A 17,743-nucleotide genomic window follows, 5' to 3' on the forward strand; every position below is an offset into this window, starting at 1 on the left:
GGGAATCCAGTCAAATTCGGTTGTTCTGTATTGGCGCAACGCACCAGTCAGCCTTGCTCGAGGTTTTTTGCGTATCTGGCGAGCGGTAACCCGGCGCCAAGACGGCATTGCGCACACCGTAAATGGCAAGGTGGTCTTTCAACCAAAGTCGGTACTCATGGCCGCGCAGGCTGTGATCCAGCGAGTAATCAACATTCCATTTTCGCAGACTATCTCCAGCAGTGGCTGCCCGTAATTTCATCCTCAGCGATCCGCAAATTATCCCGTAATCCATCTCGGCGATCTCAGTTCTGGGCGGGTGGCGCGATGGCGCGCAGGGCTTCGACTAGCCTATCCACGTCAGTAACTGGGTTTTTTGAAGCGGTTTGTGCCAAGGCCGCGCGCAGCCGAGCGGCGTGCAGCACGGCTCTTTCTAGGCCTTCGCCCCCTCCGACTTTCATGAAAATTCGCGGATCGGCCTTGCGGTAGTCAGGCAGGCTAGCCTGTAATTCAGGAAGCACATCCGCAAACCGCCTAAATGTCTGGTCACAGTAACGAAAATGCAGCAGGAGCCATACTTCAAAGCAGGGCGTACTAATGATGGGCTCGATGCAGATCATCGGCAGCCCCTTTTTTTTGTTGGCACGCTGCAGGGGCACCTTGCATAGTTTGAGCGCCCGCGCTAAATCGGCCTGTTCGGCATCGACCAGCACAAACACGCGATCACGCGGTATCTGCTCGAAACGCCGACTGGCGCGGTTGACCACGGCCACGGCATTGCTTTTCGACTGGCCCTCGATAATCTCAACACTTGCCGCGTTGATGCCGAGGTGCTGGAGCAAGCCGTGCAGATAAAACGGCTCGGTGCACTCGCCTTCGCAGACCAATAGGGCTGATCCCAATTCGCGCCTTTCTGCTTTCTTGCGTCCGGCTTTAACGCGCTCCTTAACCAGTTGTCGGTTTTTCGCATGGTTCTCCCGCATTCAGCCTCCCCAGAACAAGAATTCGCTGAGAAAGGGAATAGCGCCATAGCGCCCCTGCAGGTAGCCACGCTCGATGGCCTCGTCCTTACGCGGGCTGAATTCCGTTAAGCCGTAGAGTTCGGTGCTTTGGTCTTTTTTCTTCTCGACAAACCAAACCTGATCGCGGCGCAGCAGTTCTGGGTCCAGCAGCGAGGTGTCGTGCGTGGTCATCCACAGTTGCGCCCCATTTTGGGACAGGTGCGGCTTGTGCAACATTCTCAATACATAGCGTGTCAGTGAGGGGTGCAGACTAGTGTCGAACTCATCCACCACGATGAGCTTGCCATTTTCAATGGCATCCAGCAGCGGAGCCGCATAACCGAGTAGCCGCAGCGTGCCATAGGACTCGTAGCGACGGTCGAACCACTGTTCCATCCCGTCGCTGGTCTTGTGGCAGAACTCGACATCCGGCAGATCGCCATCAAAGGTACGCAACTCGGGTAGCTTGCCAGGCTCAAACTTGAATTCGATTTGTTGGCTCTTGCGTTTTTCCACCTTGATGTCACTGATGTGGATGTCGGCAGCATTCATCAAGCGCAGCACCCACTCTTTGTAATGAGGATCTTCCAGACGTAGCAGTGTAGGTATCAGATTAAATTCTGATCGTGCTGGCAGCACGATCAGGTCGTTGGCAAACCAGTTGAACAGTGGCTGCAGTTGCCGGCTGTTGGACTGAGCGGCTTGCGTGAGAAACAGTGCACGGGTGCCAGTGTTGGCTTTCCATATCTCGCGCTGGCCTTTCTTCTCGCCTTTGAAATGAACAGAAAACGGCTCCCAGTCGTTTTTGCCGGTTTCCGGGTTATAGTGATATTCGAACCAGCGCTGTGCCTTGTTGGACTGGTAGACCAGCAGCCACTCACCACGGACTCGCTCGGCGTCATGGGCGAACCCATACTGATAGCGAACGCCGTCCAGCAATATGGTGATCTCGAACTGGGTGGCTTGATGACGCGAATCGACATCCAGCAGGAACGGTGTGTATTGCTCGCGGAACTGGGGCTCCAGCAGGCGCGTGGAGTTAAGCACGAGCTGCTGCATGGTCATCAAGGCAAAGATCAGGTTGGTCTTGCCGCTAGCATTGGCACCATAGATCACTGCAGAGCGCAACAGTTTAGGCACAGCTGTCTTACCAGTGGCAACGCAGTGGGTGCCTTCCAGCCATTTGTCGCCTGACGCCACGAAGCTGAGGCACTGTTCTTCGCGGATCGAGCGGTAGTTGACCACCTTGAATTCGACCAGCATTTACGCCTCCAATAAAAAAACAAACCTATTTTTGACAATTTGTTGCATAAAGTCAAGGGTTTTTTTAGTTGAATTTGGTTATTTATGTGAGCATTTCAGGCCGCACACTGCGCAAAGGAGTTCCGGTAACAGCCAAATCCTCGAATCGACGCCCTTTACCGACAAGGTTTGCTATCCTGCTCGGACGCGGGTTCGATTGTGCGAATGGGAATCGAACTGATGGCCGATCGGAATATGTGGGCAGCGCCAATTGAAGGCAAAAACCAGGAGGGCTGCTGGTAGTAACATGCTGATTCCGCAGTGTTTCGCGTCAACCCACAGGTTTCCGCAACTGCATTACAGACGCGGTTTGAAACGGGTGGCGATTACACCACCATTACCTTAAATCCCAACCCGTATCGGTTGGGATTTTTTTGCCCGGAACGCCCCTGTTGGCGGGGTTCCGGCAGTTTTTCTCTTGAGCGTTACCCTGCAACCGACCCAGTTTCCGGTACCACTTTCCTTGTTTTCCTCTCTCTGTTCTCTGTTGGCCTCTTGAGCGCTCAAGAGGTCGCGTCCAGGATTCATGCGGGTTTCCGGCTCATCGGTTATGATCACGAATTGGGTGAGCGTAGGCGACCGAAACAGGGAATGGCAGGCTGTGAATCGCCTCAACCACAGACTCAAAAAAGCACTTGGATTCAGAAGAAGTATTATTCGAAGTAACGGTGCGCTACGGCAGCCACCGTCAGGTGTTGAACTGAAAACTCGAAACCGTCAGCACTATTCGATAAGGGATTCTCCGATGAATGTGAACCAGCCTCTTACCGATGATGAAATCAACGAACTGGATGATTTTCTGCTTTCTGATAAATCGCCGGGATCCTGTATGGATATTTCCACTTTCGATGGTTTTCTGGCAGCCGTCGTACTCAATCCCGATGTAATCCTTCCCAGCCGCTGGTTACCATGGGTATGGGATATGGACAATGGCGAAGAATCTCCCGAATTCGACACGCTGGATGAGGCGAGCCGCATCTCGAACCTGATCATGCGCCATTACAACACGGTAGCAACCACAATCGACGAGGACCGCTTCGGCCCCCTGCTATTTGTACTACCTCAACCTGACAACAGTGAGTTTTACGATGCTGAAGGCTGGTGCGAAGGATTCATGCTCGGTGCCGCGGTATTTCTTGAACCCTGGTGGCGATCCATCATGAAGGATCGCACCGAACTGGTTGCACCCATGGTGCTCCTGGGAACCGAGCCGGGTTGGGAGATTCTTTCAGAGAGTGCCGACGAGAAACGCGCGATTCAGGAAGCTTATGAGTCCATTCCAGATGTCATAGAGGCCCTGCACACTTATTTCGAGCCCCAACGCATGCAGGCAATTGAGTCGCGTATCGGGAACATCCGTACTTCACACGATGATGAAACACAGCCCTTTCGCCGAAGCGATGCCAAAGTGGGACGCAACGACCCGTGCCCGTGCGGTTCCGGCAAGAAATTCAAGAAGTGCTGTGGATCCGATGAGTTATTCCATTGATTGAGACGGTACTCTGCACCGCTTGCCGTCCTTTCGTATTTTTCGGCTACGCCTCCTATGCTGAATCCAAGAATTCCGCAAGAAACGACCAGCGAACATGAGCGCCTGGCCGGTCTGGTCGAGCGCGTCACCTTCCACAACGCCGAAAACGGCTTCTGCGTCCTGCGCCTCAAGGTCAAGGGAGAACGCGAACTCGTCACCCTGATCGGACATACCCCCATGATCTCTCCCGGAGAATATGTCTCGGCATCCGGAAACTGGGCCATAGACCGAGAACATGGTAGGCAATTTCGCGCCCTCGTCGTCAAAGTCTCTCCCCCCAATACCTTGTCCGGAATAGAGCGCTATCTGGGTTCAGGCATGGTCAAGGGCATCGGTCCGGTATATGCAGGCAGGCTAGTCAAGGCTTTCGGCGCAGAAGTTTTCGACATCATTGATCAGATGCCGGAACGGTTGCGCGAAGTAGAAGGTATCGGCGAGATTCGCGCCAGAAAGATTTCATCCGGCTGGTCAGACCAGAAAATCATCCGCGAGATCATGGTGTTTTTGCACGCCCACGGCGTCTCCACCTCGCGCGCCGTGCGGATTTTCAAGACCTATGGCCAGAATGCGATCGATATCGTGAAGGAGAATCCCTATCGCCTGGCACGGGACATTCGCGGCATCGGTTTTCTTTCGGCGGATACCATTGCACAGAAAATTGGCATCGCCAGGGATTCTCCGCTTCGTGCGCAGGCGGGAATCTCTTATGCGCTGACCGAAGCCTCTTCTGAAGGGCATTGCGGTCTGCCCTACGAACAACTGGTCACCCTCGCAGAAAAACTCCTCGAGATTCCCGCAGAAATCATCCGGCAGGCCGTCATACAGGAAATTGCCGGAGAAGCGGTCTGCCTCGACACCATTGAAGGGCGAGACTGCATATTTCTGGCACCGCTATTTCATGCCGAATGCTCAATCGCCACTCAGGTCCACCGTCTCAAGACCGGTCATCCACCCTGGCCGGACTTTGATGTCGGCAAGGCCATTCCCTGGGTGGAGCAGAAACTTTCCGTCACTCTCGCGGAGAGCCAGAAGAAAGCGTTGGGACTTGCGCTGACTTCAAAACTGCTGGTAATCACTGGCGGACCCGGCGTGGGGAAGACCACGCTGATCAACGCCATCCTCACGATCATGCGCGCCAAGCACATCAGAGCGCTACTGTGCGCACCGACTGGCAGGGCCGCAAAGCGATTGGCCGAGACAACCGGGATGGAGGCCAAGACCCTACACCGCCTACTCGAAATCAACCCAATGAATGGGCAGTTCAAATTCAACGAAGACCATCCCCTTGATTGCGACCTGATCGTCGCCGACGAATGCTCCATGATTGATGTGTTACTGGCCAATCAACTGTTGAAGGCAATTCCCCGTGCAGCAGCGGTGATCTTCGTCGGCGACATCGACCAGTTGCCTTCTGTCGGTCCCGGTCAGGTTCTTGCCGACCTGATCGAGTCTGGTGAGGTTCCTGTCATTCGACTCACCGAAGTGTTCCGGCAGGCTTCTTCTTCGCGTATCGTGCGTAGCGCCCACCAGATCAACCGGGGCGAATTCCCCAGTCTGCCGCAGAAAGGTGAGGAATCGGATTTTTATCTGGTATCGGTGGACGAACCCGAAACCATCGCCCAAACTATCGTCGATCTGGTCAAGACCCGGATCCCCAGAAAATACAAGATCGATCCTGTGCGTGAGATCCAGGTGCTTTGTCCCATGAACCGTGGCCTGACTGGCGCACGCGGACTGAACCAGATGCTGCAGCAGGCGCTCAATCCCCCTGGTGATCATGGCATCGAAAAGTTTGGGTATCGCTTCGGCCACGGCGACAAGGTCATGCAGACCGAGAATGATTATGACAAGGATGTCTACAACGGCGACATCGGGTATGTCGGCAAGATCGATCTGGAAGAGCAGGAACTCAGCGTGAATTTCGACGGACGAGAAGTCGTCTATGCCTTCGGAGAACTGGACGAACTGGCGCTGTGCTATGCCACCACCATCCACAAATCCCAAGGGTCGGAGTTTCCGGTCGTGGTGATTCCGGTATCCACGCAGCACTACCCCATGCTCAAGCGCAACCTGATCTACACTGGCATTACGCGTGGCAGAAAATTAGTTGTGCTGGTGGGCCAGATGCGCGCACTGGCCATCGCGATAAAGAGCAAACAAACTGACCGGCGCTGGTCGAAGTTGGCGGAACGACTATCTCTGCGCTAAATTTTTGAACAATTCTGCCAAACGTAGAGCCAGTGGTGTAAATCAGCGTGCTTGATTTGCCAGTTTTTATGAATACCAGAAAACTGGCAAAGACCGCGCAAGCTGCATAAAATAAGGCATTACATCGATACTGCTGGTAACAGCATGCGCTGTTTCCTGGAAAAAATTGCGCGCTAATTTACACACTTGTCTTTTTGCTTCCTGAAAAACTCCAGCATCTGCCGGTAGGTCTCGCGATCATCTGCATCCATGCTCATGTAATTCCGGAAAAAAATTACATCCTCCGGATTAGCCTCTCCGCCCAACGCTTCGGATGGTGCTTCACCCAGCAAGTCCTGAAGGGTAATACCCAGGGCCTTGGCAAGATTGTTCATCACAGTGACCGAGGTACGCTGGGTACGCTGTTCAGGGTTGTTTTCCAGGGCCCAGATGTAACTTTTTGAAACGCCCACGGCCTCTGCCAGTTGTTCCATTGTCAATTTTCGTTCTTGGCGCAATCGTCGTAGCCGACTGCCGAAAGGAGTACTCACTGTTTCATCTCCTGACCCTCAAGTTGACTCATTTTTCTGTAAAATACCACGAAAGAGAACCATAGGGTTAATTAACAAGGGAAATCCCCCGGCATGGGCGGCAAGTTTGAACTCGTGGCCCAGTTCCCGAACCGGCCGCAGATGGTTATTGAGCACCTTGGGGTGGAAACAACTTCTGGTCGAAAAACTCGCGCAACGGCTTGATCCCGCGCGCTTGATTGAGCGCTTGCGGACGCCGATTCATATTCGGAATTGCCACCATCACCTTAAATCCCAACCCTTATCGGTTGGGATTTTTTTCCCGCAACGCCCCTGTTGGCGCGGTTCCGGCAGTTTTTCTCTTGAGCGTCACCCTGCCCCTGACCCAGTTTCCGGTGCCACTTTCCCCGTTTTCCTCTCTTTGTTCTCTGTTGGCCTCTTGAGCGCTCAAGAGGCCACCTCCAGGATTCATGCGGGTTTCAGGCTCATCGATTGTGATCATGAATTGGTCGAGCGCAGGCGACGAACGCGAACGGCGGTGGGCAAGTCAGGTCATTTCATCCACATTATTTGCAGGGGGATGCTCTCTGGAAGTAGAATAAAAACTCAGAAAGTGAAGCGACAAGTATCCTGAAGAACACCGATTACCGCGCGGATTATTGTGGGATTTGGCCGGGGGAATAATCAGGGTCCTAACACCGTGACTCCAAACCAGCCGAATGGCGGCTATTGCTAAGGGTTGTCGGATACCTGCCCACAGCGTTCTGTTGTATCCTGACAGCCTTGTGTGTGAGGGCAGGTATCCGACAACCCTTAGCAGAGGCAGTCCTCGGCATTGACAGGCAGGCTTCGGCTTCAAGCTGAGAAACGGGCAGTCGAGTTTGGCGATCGAGTTATAGTTCTTGCTGGGACCCTTAGTCTCGCTTTCTCATAAAGTGAGAATTCGGTAGAGCCAACGCGGCTGGGTAACGTCGCCAATCAATCAGTGCGCACGCCCAAAGTAGTGATCAGAAACACAAAGCACCAGATTGGCCTGCTATGACGGAGCGGCAAGGCCAATGCGGTGCTAAGTCAGCAGCGCAGGAGGGGCAGATGCACATTGAACACGTAGAAATCGGAAATTTCCGCAAACTGCAAAGTGTGCGGGTGGACTTTGCTGAGACGACAGTTTTCGTTGGGGCGAACAATAGCGGCAAGACCTCAGCGATGGTCGCCCTGCGCCGATTTCTTGTCGACCGGACAGATTTTTCGATCAACGACTTCACCCTGTCAAATTGGGCGAAGCTCGACAACCTCGGTGGAGCGTGGGCGAAAGTTATTCCTGATGAGGATGCACCGGCTTTCGATTGGGACACCGTCCTGCCGCATCTCGATATATGGCTGAACGTTCCCATGAAGGAGCTTCACTATGTCCAAAAGATACTCCCGACGCTGGATTGGGCCGGTGCGCATATCGGCGTTCGGCTCCGATATGAGCCGAAAGATGTGCAGGCCCTCCGACAAGAGTACCTGACAGCCAAGCTTGCGGCAGCCAGCGTCATGAGTGCCGTATCGAGTGAAGGCGACGACGCGGATGGTGCGAAGTTGGTAGAGGGATTTGCTTTGTGGCCGAGGTCCATGATGGACTTTCTGTCGCTGAAATTGAGAGCGCTTTTCGAGGTCAGGGCATACCTCCTTGACCCAGACAAGCTTGTACTGCCAAAGAACGGTATTGCGTTGCCACAGGCTTTGCCAAGTGGCAGTGAGCCAATTGAGGGCGATCCTCTCAAAAAGATCATCCGGATCGACGAAATCAGCGCTCAGCGGGGCTTCGGCTTCGCTACTACCTCTGCGAATGCAGACGACGCAAGCGACGAGAACAAGTCGAAAGGCGGAAAGAAGCTGTCCACGCAGCTCAGAAACTATTACACGCAGCATCTGGACCCGTTTGATCAGCCCGAGCCGAAGGATCTGGAGGCCCTTCAGGCACTGCACGAAGCGCAGGCCGCGTTCGGGAAGCGCCTCGAGTCCTGCTTCTCATCGGCCCTGAAGGAACTTGAGGATATCGGCTATCCCGGAGTCACCGATCCGAAGCTCACGATCACCACAAGCATCAAGCCTATTGATGGCCTAAATCATGCCTCGGCTGTGCAATATGAAGTGCCGACACACCTCGGCGCGGCCGGCGGATTCGCGCATCGACTTCCGGAGGACTCGAACGGGCTTGGCTATCAGAACCTGGTGTCGATCGTCTTTGCCCTGATGGGTTTCCGCGACAAATGGATGAAGGTTGGCAAGGCCGCTAAGGCCGGCGATGCCGAGGACGCTTTGATTCCTCCGCTTCACCTAGTGCTGGTAGAGGAACCGGAAGCTCACTTGCATGCGCAGGTTCAACAGGTCTTTATTAAGCAGGCCTATGACGTTCTGCGCAAGCACGACAAACTCAAAGGGGCCAAGGATCTCCGCACGCAACTCGTCGTCAGCACGCATTCCAGTCACATCGCCCATGAATCCGACTTTGAATCGCTGCGGTACTTCCGCCGCCTCCCTGTTAAAGCAATTGATGGCGCCGTGCCTGTCTCCTGCGTGGTCAATCTTTCCGAGATCTTCGGAAGCGAAGACGAGACGGCCCGTTTCGCCAAGCGATATCTCAAGGCTACGCATTGTGATTTGTTTTTCGCGGACGGGGCGGTGCTGGTCGAGGGGCCGGCCGAGCGCATCCTTGTGCCTCACTTTGTCCGCACGCGCCCCAAATACGATTTCCTGAAGCGCTGCTACATCACATGGCTTGAAATTGGCGGCAGCCACGCACACAGATTGAGATCCTTGATAGAGCATCTTGGACTGAATACCTTGATCATCACCGACATCGATGCAAAGGATGTGGCAGGCAAGGCTGTTCTTCCCGAGCGCGGCGCAGCACTCAAGGCGCGGAACCATACGTTGAAGACGTGGGTTCCCAAAGAGGAAACACTCGACACTCTGCTTGACATAAAGCCGGCGGATCTTGTTTTGTCCGACAAGACGGGCTTCGGCGTTCGGGTTGCCTACCAGCAGCCCATTCAGGCCGAGCTCTTGGCTGGCAATCCGGCCGAGGCGTTGGCAAACACCTTCGAAGACGCTCTAGTGTATGAAAACATCACGCTGTTCAGGTTGATGGATGGCACGGGCCTGTTGGGGCGTATCCGCAAGTCTCTCGATGCAGCAAGCGGTCTTGGAGATCTCGCAGCGAAGCTAACCGCCGATCTGGCGAACGGAGGCAAGGCGGAACTTGCCATGGAACTTCTCTACAGTGACAAGATCGACCAGATGACCGTTCCTGCGTACATTGATCAAGGTCTGGTCTGGCTGGCCGATCAGCTTAAGCGCAAAGAAGATGGCATCTCGGGAAAGTCCCCGGTGGAACCGGAGGGCGTAGACGCCGAAGGCGCAGAGGCAAAGGAGGCAGCATGAGCCAAGTTGCTGGGGCTTTAGTCGCCGGCCAAGCGGATGCCCATGTTGATGAAGAGATTGCAACTTGCCTGAATCTTGACTCACCCAGGAGCTTCTTTCTCTTTGCGGGCGCTGGCTCGGGAAAGACGCGGTCGCTCGTTACCGCACTTAAGCATATCCAGGCGACTATGAGTGACCGGCTCAGGGTTAAGGGGCAGCGGGTTGCGGTGATTACTTTTACGAACGCCGCAAGCGACGAGATCAAGAGGCGGCTGCTATTTGATCCCCTGATTGACGTTCGGACTATTCACAGCTTCGCATGGTCGCTGATCGAAGGTCTCAATCATGATATCCGCAATTGTCTGCGGGTCGATCTGACGAACGACATTGAGCAGTTAAAGGTGGAAGAGGCGAAGGGCCGTAAGGGGACAAAGGCATCCGCGACGCGGCTGAGCAAGATTGAATCAAAAACTAGGCGCCTCGGCAATCTGCCAAGCATCAAGGTCTTTACGTATAGCCCAACAGGCGATAATCGAGGGCGCGATGCGCTGAATCACTCAGAGGTCTTGCAGTTTGCGGCACACTTCTTGAGAACCAAGCCGGCGATGCAGAGCATTCTGGCGGGCCGGCACCCAATCCTGCTCATTGATGAGAGCCAGGACACCAACAAGCATCTCATCGATGCGCTCTTTGAAGTTGAAGCCAAACTCAAAGGGAAGTTCCTGCTTGGGCTTCTCGGCGACATGATGCAGCGCATCTACTCTGATGGGAAAGAAGGGCTCGGCGAAGGGCTGCCGGAACATTGGGCGACTCCTGGAAAGAAGCTGAACTATCGTTGCCCCAGGCGCATCATTGACCTCATCAACAAGGTTCGCAGCGCTACGGACCAGCAGCATCAGGAGCCCAGCGATTCAGCGAAGAGCGGCATCCTCAGGTTCTTCATCTTGCCAAGTGACCTCGATGGGAAACCGGCCGCAGAGCTGGCGATTGCGCGGCACATGCGCAAACTCACGGGCGATGAGAAGTGGAATGAGCCGAAGTTGGTCAAGACCTTGACCCTTGAGCACCGCATGGCGGCGTTCCGGATGGGATTTCTCGAAGCATTTGCGCCACTGTATGGCTACGAGAGTTGGCGAACTAGTTTCCTTGACGGCTCGTTGTCTGTCTCGCGACTCTTTTCTGAGCAAATACTCTCGCTGGTGAAGGCGAAGCGGGCCAATGACCGCTTTGCAGTAGCTCGCATTATCAAAGCCTACTCTCCGCGTCTTTCGCAAGCGGCGCTTCGCCAGTCTTCCGACACGAAGAAGCATCTGGATGACGTGAATGCGGCCATAGACATGCTCATGGAGCTCTGGAAGGACGGTGCCGATCCTGCGCTCTTGCAGGTACTGCAATGCGTCGCCAAACACGATCTGTTTGAGATCCCGGACCCCTTGAAGGCCAATGCTTCAGGGGCGATAGAGAAGGCAGCTGCGGAGTCGTCAGAAGAGGATGAACGGGAAGATCCGCAGATGGAGCGGGATCTAGCCATTCAGGGCTTTCTCAAGGCCCCGTTCTCCCAGATCGAGCCGATGGCCGAATACCTCTCCGGGAAGGCGCATTTCGATACTCACCAGGGAGTCAAGGGACTGGAGTTCGACCGCGTTATGGTCATCATGGATGACGCGGAAGCCAGAGGGTTTACGTTCAAGTATGAGGACTTGTTTGGAGGCAAGGGGGCCGGTGACAAGACGGTCGAGAGTACGAGGCGGTTGTTCTATGTGACGGCAAGCCGTGCCAAGGAGAGCCTCGCTCTGGTTGCATATTCGTCTTCTCCAGAACGTGTGCGACGTTTCGCCCTTGAGGAGGGATGGTTCAGTGAGGACGAGGTGGTCGACGAGGGGGGCCTACTTGAAATTGGGTCAAAGTGGATGTCAGCCCAAGACTGAACGGCAGGTAAGCGACGGACTGCTGACGAATTCTGCGACTTAGTCCAACGGCAGCAATGGCCGAGTTGTACGCGTAGGTCGTCAGGCCGGTTTCTGGGTGAAGTTGCCACTCAAATGGCTGATCTACGGAATCGACGACCGGCAGCAAAGGGTTGTCATTCTCAGGATGTGAGCAACCTTTCTCGTTGCTCGCACCATTCCACCGGTATGACTCGACGATTCAGATAATCCAGAACCAGCCCCTTCCCCTCACACGCCATGCATGCCTCGACGATGTCGGGAGCCAATTGCGTCAGCCGACCAATTCGACTGGCTTGGCCAAGGTCGATTCCTTCGGCGACGGCGATCTCGGTCATCGTCCGGTACTTTCCTTCGTCCAGTAATCGTTGCCAATGATGCGCCAGTCCGAGGGCCCGCATCAGGGGGGTATCCTGCGCTGATTCGCGTGCATCCTGTTTCTGGCGTGCTTCTTCAAGGAACTCTTGTGGTGCATCCAACGGGATGATGACCTGCTTTTTGTTTCCTCGTTTTACCAGCGTCCAGGGCACGAAGGTTTCCATCTGAACACCGCCTGCTGGCGATGGTATCTGATAAGTAACAGGATTGCCTTTGATTTTCCCTTGATGCTTCCGGCTCATAGATCCCCCTCAAAAGTACCCATAATTTCTCGCTGGACCTGCCAGTCCACCGGTAGTCGATTCCGCTGGAACCACATCAGAGTCAGGCAGCGCGGTTGTTTTCCAGCCATGATTCCCTCAATGATGTCGGGGGCGAGAATCGTAAGACGTAGCAGTTCATTGACCACAGAAGGATGCAGTTTTTCAGCACGCGCAATGGACGATCCAGTTTTCATCGCTCCGATGTCCAGCAGATGTTGCCAGTAAAAGGCTCGTGCCAACCCTTCGAGCAGAGTCACATCGTGTACATGGCGTTTATCATCAGTGATCCGCTGGACACCCCGACGACGCAATACCATGGGAATAAAGATTCCCAGGCCACCTTTCATGCCATCCCCTCCATTTCGATCAGTTCTGTGCCGATACTGTCGGGCATGAACTCCCCAATCAGATCCTTCCAGCCCAATTCCCGCCATTTCACCTTGATACCCTGGACCTCACCGGCGCGGACCAGATCAATCCGTTCGATCATCAAATTGGCGATCCGGTGGCGTTCCACCGGGAACAACTGATCCCATACCCTGTTGATGCGTCCCATGGCCATTACGGTGGATGCTTCATCGATCTGGACTCCGTGGCGCTGGATGTGACGAACCACCGATGCCACGGATTCCGGACTGGTCAGCACCGTTCGGATTTGGGCGACAATTGCTTCCTCAATTTCTGGCGCGGGCAGGCGCTCATAAGTTTTCTCCGACGCGCCGAACCGGCTCTCCGACTTGGACACATAGTAGTGGTACTTGCGCCCATTTTTTCTGGAATAGGTCGGATACATCCGTTCGCCCGAGGGCGAGTACAACAGACCACGGAGCAACGCATCGGTGCGCGACCGGGTCTTGGTCTCCACCGACCGAACATGGCCATCCCTGGACAGCACCTCGTGTACCCTCCCCCACAAACCGGGTTCTATGATCGCGGGATGCACGCCGGGGTACCAGTTCCCCTTGTGCGACAGTTCCCCGAGGTAAATCCGGTTGCGCAGCAACTTATGAAGGTACTTCTTGTCGATCCTGGCCCCTGGCCGGGTCTGCCCTTCCTGCGTTGTCCACGCCTTGGTGGTGGTGCCCTCGGCGGTCAGGTTGGTCGCGATTTTGGTCGGTGAGCCGATGGTCAGCATTTCCTCAAAGATTCTTCTGACCACCTCTGCTTCGGTTTCGTTGACGATCAGCAGACGATTGTCGACATCGTAGCCCAGGGGCGGCACGCCTCCCATCCACATGCCCTTTCGTTTGGCGGCCGCAATCTTGTCTCGGATGCGTTCACCCGTGACCTCGCGTTCAAACTGGGCGAAGGACAGCAGCACATTGAGCATCAACCGCCCCATGGAGGTGGTGGTATTGAACTGCTGGGTAACCGACACGAAAGATACCCCATGGCGCTCGAACACCTCGACCATCTTGGAAAAGTCAGCCAGACTGCGCGTCAGGCGGTCGATTTTGTAGACCACCACAATGTCGACCAGTCCGCGCTCGATGTCGGCCATCAGGCGTTTTAATGCGGGACGCTCGATATTTCCCCCAGAGTAGCCCGGGTCGTCATAATCATCTGCGACAGGAATCCACCCCTCAGACCGCTGACTGGCGACATAGGCCTGCCCCGCCTCCTTCTGTGCATCGATGGAGTTGAACTCCTGGTCCAGCCGTTCGTCCGAGGACACCCGGCAGTAGACCGCACAGCGTTTGCGTGGCTTGCTGTTGACGGTTTGCATTGGCTCGTTCATTTGGCACCCCCGTTGCCCAATCCGAAGAACAAGGGCCCTGACCAGTGCGTACCGGTAATCTGCCGAGCCACGGCGGTCAGACTCCTGAAGGGCCTCCCCTCGTACTCAAACAGTCCTTCAGCAGTAACCAGGACCTTATGCTCCCGTTCACCCCACTCTCGTAGCAATAAAGTCCCCGGAGCAAAATTGAGTTCTCGCGGGCTGGCGCGCAGTTTTATTTTCGAGTGCTTTGCCCCGATGGCTTCGAGCCGCTGGCGCGTGGCCGGGGATAATCCCCCCAAGACTTCTTCCTGCAATTTATAGGCAACCCGGGATTCAATGAATACCCGGTTGGGATTTGCCGGGCGACTTTTGAAATACCGGTCCCAGATCGTCCAAAGTTCCGCAATCGGCATTCTGGACAGGGCTGATATACGGGCCGCGACGGACTCTTGTTGATTGTTCATGACAAATTCTCCGGTTGATAGGAGGTTGTATGAACGCGCTGGTCGGGCATAAAGCCAAGGCCAATCTCTCTCTGTTTTTGATCTTCTCCCGTGATGGTGCGAATAATGGCCGCCGCAAGGATGGCGGTAATTTCGCCAACTCTGGTGGCCCCAGACATCCTGGACGGGTTCGTGAGTTCGATATTTTTCATGACGGCTCCATGGAATTGCAACTGTCATGAATAGTGAACCTGATTTTCCGAACAGGATGGCAAAGGAGAGTAATCGACGGCCATTTTCGCAGTCATGGTGATTCGCTTATTGCGCGTTAACAAAACAGTTGACGGATGTGTCTGGTGCCGCTACGATTAGCCGATTACGCAACCGAGTCACACTATGGGTTTCGGAACCTACATCAGACAAAAACGAGACGCGAAGGGCATTGCAATGAATGACTTTGCACGCCAACTCGAGATATCTCCAGCCTATTGGTCACGCATTGAACGCGAAATGGAAAAGCCGCCAAAGGACGAACTGATCCGCAAAGCCGCAAACATTCTTGGTGAAAACCCCGATGAGGCATTCATCGAAGCCAGTCGCCTTCCGCCGGATATGCGGGAGGATATGGGCGACATCGTCCGGATGTATCGCAAGCGTGCGACGGGAGAAAAATGAATGCCGGAATTGACTCTCGCCTACCGGTGTTGCAACCGGATGCTTCCACGCTACATCAAACACTCTGAAGTCGAAGAAATCGCAGCACTGGCACGCCTGCAACTGGTCGATGAAGTTACTGATGCCATTCCGTTATCGATATTGCGTGATATCACCAGCCTGAAAATCAACGGCATTCAGTTCGACTTGTGGGTCGACACCGAGCACACCATCAACGACGAGCAGGGAAATCCGGTGCTGGGTGTTTGTGAGTTTGATCCTGAGGCGTCACCCGATGCCACCTTGCTGTCTGTTTCCCCGGTCGGCGAAACAACCTCCGAGGAATTGGTGCTCAGTACCTTTGCCCACGAACTCGGTCACGCCATTTTTGATGCCCCGAACTGGATTGTCGCCGCCACCAAAGGCCCTGGCCTGTTCGACGATTTCACGGAGCTGGCGCGCAAGGCCTACCGCACCACGACTCGTGATGCCGAACACTTGGCCAAGCGTCCCGTCGCGCCAGAGTTGAGCGTAGCGCGTAACAGTGAACTTGAGTGCAATGTCTATTTTGCCGAGTTGCGTGCCAACGAATTCATGGGCTCATTGCTGGTGCCTCGCCAGCGATTGAACCTGGCCATTGAGGAGTTGGCACCGAAGCATGGTGTGACGATCCACCGTAGCCCATCCCTCGATCCCGAGTTGCCCAGCACCACGCAACGGCTGACAGCCGAGGGCAACTTCTTCAATACGGAATGTTTGCAAAAGGCGCTGGCAAAGCGCTTCGGCGTTCACCGGAGATTCATCCAGGTTCGAATGGAACGTTACAACCTTCTGACATCAGGAGCAGGCATCCCTTGATTCCTGATCCCACCAAGCCGCCGACTTCGTGTCGGCATTTTTTGAAACTAGAAATTAACGGTTCGCGCAATCGCGCACTTCATTCAGACAAGGAACTTCATAATGACGGCAGTCGAACAAAACAACATCACAGAAAAACAAGAATCACCTGCCGGTCAGCATGCATCGAGGAAATCTCGCAACCGACAATCGGATGACGGCCCCGATGTCCTTCCCTGCATGGAGCACTTTGTCACTCTGTCTCGCAAGGCGAAACGACCGGCGCTCATCTTGACATTGGTCGAGCGTTCTGCCGACACCACGCTGCCTGAAATTGTGGCGCTGGTCATGGCTGCAAATGGTGTGCTGCCAATACCTGCGCGCAACGCACTGTTCCACATCGTGGCCAAACTCATGCCCGATAAACAGCAGCGTATCGAGCGAGCCGCTGAACAGGTTGTGTTGCTTGACGACGAGTATGGTGCGCAGGCCGTCCAATCCCTGCTTGATGAAAAAAATGCCGGGGACGAGACGGTACTCCTTGCACCGACAGACCGCTACAGTCGCGCACTGTACTTGCATCTTCTCCAGGAATTTCCTTCGCCCGGGGTCAAGGCCGAACATCGTTTCGAGTACGCCGAGCGCCTGCAACTGATGCATCGGCAATGGAAAAGCGAAAACTTCTCCAGCCACTACCTCGGGCCAAAAGGTATCGAGCCCAAGGTCGACGCCGATGTAAAGGATATGCTGTGTACCCGGATTGCAGTTCTCTACCCGAAGGTGGCCGCCGACCAGATTCTGATTGAGCAGTTCACGCGGCGTGACCTGGCTCACGCAGATCGCTGCAGAGGTGTGGACACAGACGATTCGGCACCGGTGCTGCTACATACGCTCACGGCAACCTTCAATGGCTCGACAGCGCATTTCAAGCAAGTCACAGACGGAGAAGTGGTTGACCACGAAGAACCTGCCGCCATGTCGGCCATCTTTTCCTGGGAACCTGAAACTGGCGCTCTTGGCGTGTTCTGCGAGGACAAGGAGTCGCGTCGTGATCTGGCCGCCCTCTTCCGTGATGTCGTTCTGGCTTGTGATGGAGCGATTAACGATATGCCAATGCGTGAGTTTGACCTGCTGAGTTTTTCAACGCACGCCATGCTCAAGTGCCTTGAACAGAATCTCGTCGACGGCGTGGAGAAAATCTCGATCTTGCAAGTGAAGATTGCACGCCCCTTCGAGCAGAACACCATCGACGAAGCCAACGGGCGGGACATTGTCCAGTACCTGTCGAGCACATTGATGATTGGCAGGGATCGCCGCGATGCCCGTCACATTTACCAAGTCGCCTATGACGACTACGGACTGGATGATCTGACCGGTTATTCCTTGTCACAGGTGAAACTGGTTTTCCGGATGGGAAAGCAACCTCATCGCAAAGCGCACAATGTGGTCGTCCAGATCACATCTCCCAACGGTTTGAACGACAGGAGCAAGGCTGAGGATGACCGCAAGCGCGTAATCAAGCAATTGGCCCGCCTCGGTGTTTTGCGCGAATTCTGAGAAA

Annotated in this window: 15 protein-coding genes and 1 pseudogene; 8 read left to right on the forward strand and 8 right to left on the reverse strand. The window is 54.8% G+C overall.

The genetic code is table 11. The annotated features are described in order from the left end of the window. Nucleotides 1-10: 10 nt before the first annotated feature. The 3 genes and pseudogenes from HO274_RS13485 to HO274_RS02465 form a co-directional block, all read right to left on the reverse strand. Nucleotides 11-301: pseudogene (locus HO274_RS13485) on the reverse strand (BrxR family transcriptional regulator); the annotation flags it as partial. Then, a complete protein-coding gene (locus HO274_RS02460; protein WP_273121147.1) occupies nucleotides 285-962 on the reverse strand; it encodes an RloB family protein in 678 nt (225 codons plus the stop codon). The gene HO274_RS02460 and the pseudogene HO274_RS13485, both read right to left, overlap by 17 nt. Then, the gene (locus HO274_RS02465) at nucleotides 963-2,243 is read right to left on the reverse strand and encodes an AAA family ATPase (protein WP_273121149.1); all 1,281 of its coding nucleotides are present in this window, start codon (nucleotides 2,241-2,243) and stop codon (nucleotides 963-965) included. Between the two features lie 784 nt (nucleotides 2,244-3,027). Here HO274_RS02465 and HO274_RS02470 point away from each other — a divergent pair. Then, nucleotides 3,028-3,771, forward strand: a complete 744-nt coding sequence (locus tag HO274_RS02470; protein WP_273121152.1) for a UPF0149 family protein — start codon at nucleotides 3,028-3,030, stop codon at nucleotides 3,769-3,771. 57 nt (nucleotides 3,772-3,828) lie between these two features. Further along, nucleotides 3,829-6,021 carry an SF1B family DNA helicase RecD2 gene (gene recD2, locus HO274_RS02475; protein ID WP_273121155.1) on the forward strand — a complete coding sequence of 731 codons (2,193 nt, stop codon included), beginning with the start codon at nucleotides 3,829-3,831 and terminating at the stop codon, nucleotides 6,019-6,021. A 173-nt stretch (nucleotides 6,022-6,194) separates the two neighbouring features. Here the strand turns inward: recD2 and HO274_RS02480 are convergent, their stop codons facing one another. Further along, entirely contained in the window at nucleotides 6,195-6,551 is a 357-nt protein-coding gene (locus tag HO274_RS02480; protein ID WP_273121157.1) for a helix-turn-helix domain-containing protein, read from the reverse strand. Nucleotides 6,552-7,622: 1,071 nt separating this feature from the next. Between HO274_RS02480 and HO274_RS02485 the strand changes: the two genes are divergently transcribed. Beyond that, a complete protein-coding gene (locus HO274_RS02485; RefSeq protein ID WP_273121159.1) occupies nucleotides 7,623-9,962 on the forward strand; it encodes an AAA family ATPase in 2,340 nt (779 codons plus the stop codon). Then, entirely contained in the window at nucleotides 9,959-11,869 is a 1,911-nt protein-coding gene (locus HO274_RS02490; protein WP_273121160.1) for a UvrD-helicase domain-containing protein, read from the forward strand. Before HO274_RS02485 ends, HO274_RS02490 begins: the two co-directional genes overlap by 4 nt. A 161-nt stretch (nucleotides 11,870-12,030) precedes the next feature. Here the strand turns inward: HO274_RS02490 and HO274_RS02495 are convergent, their stop codons facing one another. Genes HO274_RS02495 through HO274_RS02510 form a run of 4 tightly spaced genes read right to left on the reverse strand, consistent with a single transcriptional unit; the run spans nucleotide 12,031 to nucleotide 14,712 of the window. After that, nucleotides 12,031-12,507, reverse strand: a complete 477-nt coding sequence (locus tag HO274_RS02495) for a hypothetical protein (RefSeq protein ID WP_273121164.1) — start codon at nucleotides 12,505-12,507, stop codon at nucleotides 12,031-12,033. Further along, entirely contained in the window at nucleotides 12,504-12,875 is a 372-nt protein-coding gene (locus HO274_RS02500) for a site-specific recombinase resolvase (RefSeq protein WP_273121167.1), read from the reverse strand. Before HO274_RS02500 ends, HO274_RS02495 begins: the two co-directional genes overlap by 4 nt. Continuing rightward, nucleotides 12,872-14,266 (reverse strand): recombinase family protein, encoded by a 1,395-nt coding sequence (locus tag HO274_RS02505; protein ID WP_273121169.1) that lies wholly within the window; start codon nucleotides 14,264-14,266, stop codon nucleotides 12,872-12,874. Before HO274_RS02505 ends, HO274_RS02500 begins: the two co-directional genes overlap by 4 nt. Next, on the reverse strand, nucleotides 14,263-14,712 hold the full coding sequence (locus tag HO274_RS02510; protein ID WP_273121171.1) for a DUF2924 domain-containing protein: 450 nt from the start codon (nucleotides 14,710-14,712) through the stop codon (nucleotides 14,263-14,265). The genes HO274_RS02505 and HO274_RS02510 overlap by 4 nt, the downstream gene beginning before the upstream one ends. Nucleotides 14,713-14,741: 29 nt before the next feature. Between HO274_RS02510 and HO274_RS02515 the strand changes: the two genes are divergently transcribed. From HO274_RS02515 to HO274_RS02530, 4 genes are all read left to right on the forward strand, one after another. Next, on the forward strand, nucleotides 14,742-14,933 hold the full coding sequence (locus HO274_RS02515; RefSeq protein ID WP_273121174.1) for a hypothetical protein: 192 nt from the start codon (nucleotides 14,742-14,744) through the stop codon (nucleotides 14,931-14,933). 154 nt (nucleotides 14,934-15,087) lie between these two features. After that, nucleotides 15,088-15,366: a helix-turn-helix domain-containing protein gene (locus HO274_RS02520; protein ID WP_273121177.1), complete on the forward strand. Its 279-nt coding sequence runs from the start codon at nucleotides 15,088-15,090 to the stop codon at nucleotides 15,364-15,366. Further along, on the forward strand, nucleotides 15,367-16,203 hold the full coding sequence (locus HO274_RS02525) for a hypothetical protein (RefSeq protein ID WP_273121179.1): 837 nt from the start codon (nucleotides 15,367-15,369) through the stop codon (nucleotides 16,201-16,203). 102 nt (nucleotides 16,204-16,305) lie between these two features. Beyond that, nucleotides 16,306-17,739, forward strand: a complete 1,434-nt coding sequence (locus tag HO274_RS02530) for a hypothetical protein (RefSeq protein ID WP_273121182.1) — start codon at nucleotides 16,306-16,308, stop codon at nucleotides 17,737-17,739. The last annotated feature ends 4 nt before the right edge of the window (nucleotides 17,740-17,743 follow it).

Origin of the sequence: Ferrovum myxofaciens (genome assembly GCF_013181415.1) — a bacterium.
GTDB classification, from domain to species: domain Bacteria; phylum Pseudomonadota; class Gammaproteobacteria; order Burkholderiales; family Ferrovaceae; genus Ferrovum; species Ferrovum myxofaciens.

What these genes read in the sequence shown, in the direction of transcription:
- HO274_RS02460 (WP_273121147.1), bottom strand. Translation starts at nt 962, where the DNA reads ATGCGGGAGAACCATGCGAAAAACCGACAACTGGTTAAGGAGCGCGTT.
- HO274_RS02465 (WP_273121149.1), bottom strand. Translation starts at nt 2,243, where the DNA reads ATGCTGGTCGAATTCAAGGTGGTCAACTACCGCTCGATCCGCGAAGAA.
- HO274_RS02470 (WP_273121152.1), top strand. Translation starts at nt 3,028, where the DNA reads ATGAATGTGAACCAGCCTCTTACCGATGATGAAATCAACGAACTGGAT.
- recD2 (WP_273121155.1), top strand. Translation starts at nt 3,829, where the DNA reads ATGCTGAATCCAAGAATTCCGCAAGAAACGACCAGCGAACATGAGCGC.
- HO274_RS02485 (WP_273121159.1), top strand. Translation starts at nt 7,623, where the DNA reads ATGCACATTGAACACGTAGAAATCGGAAATTTCCGCAAACTGCAAAGT.
- HO274_RS02490 (WP_273121160.1), top strand. Translation starts at nt 9,959, where the DNA reads ATGAGCCAAGTTGCTGGGGCTTTAGTCGCCGGCCAAGCGGATGCCCAT.
- HO274_RS02495 (WP_273121164.1), bottom strand. Translation starts at nt 12,507, where the DNA reads ATGAGCCGGAAGCATCAAGGGAAAATCAAAGGCAATCCTGTTACTTAT.
- HO274_RS02500 (WP_273121167.1), bottom strand. Translation starts at nt 12,875, where the DNA reads ATGAAAGGTGGCCTGGGAATCTTTATTCCCATGGTATTGCGTCGTCGG.
- HO274_RS02505 (WP_273121169.1), bottom strand. Translation starts at nt 14,266, where the DNA reads ATGAACGAGCCAATGCAAACCGTCAACAGCAAGCCACGCAAACGCTGT.
- HO274_RS02510 (WP_273121171.1), bottom strand. Translation starts at nt 14,712, where the DNA reads ATGAACAATCAACAAGAGTCCGTCGCGGCCCGTATATCAGCCCTGTCC.
- HO274_RS02515 (WP_273121174.1), top strand. Translation starts at nt 14,742, where the DNA reads ATGAACGCGCTGGTCGGGCATAAAGCCAAGGCCAATCTCTCTCTGTTT.
- HO274_RS02520 (WP_273121177.1), top strand. Translation starts at nt 15,088, where the DNA reads ATGGGTTTCGGAACCTACATCAGACAAAAACGAGACGCGAAGGGCATT.
- HO274_RS02525 (WP_273121179.1), top strand. Translation starts at nt 15,367, where the DNA reads ATGCCGGAATTGACTCTCGCCTACCGGTGTTGCAACCGGATGCTTCCA.
- HO274_RS02530 (WP_273121182.1), top strand. Translation starts at nt 16,306, where the DNA reads ATGACGGCAGTCGAACAAAACAACATCACAGAAAAACAAGAATCACCT.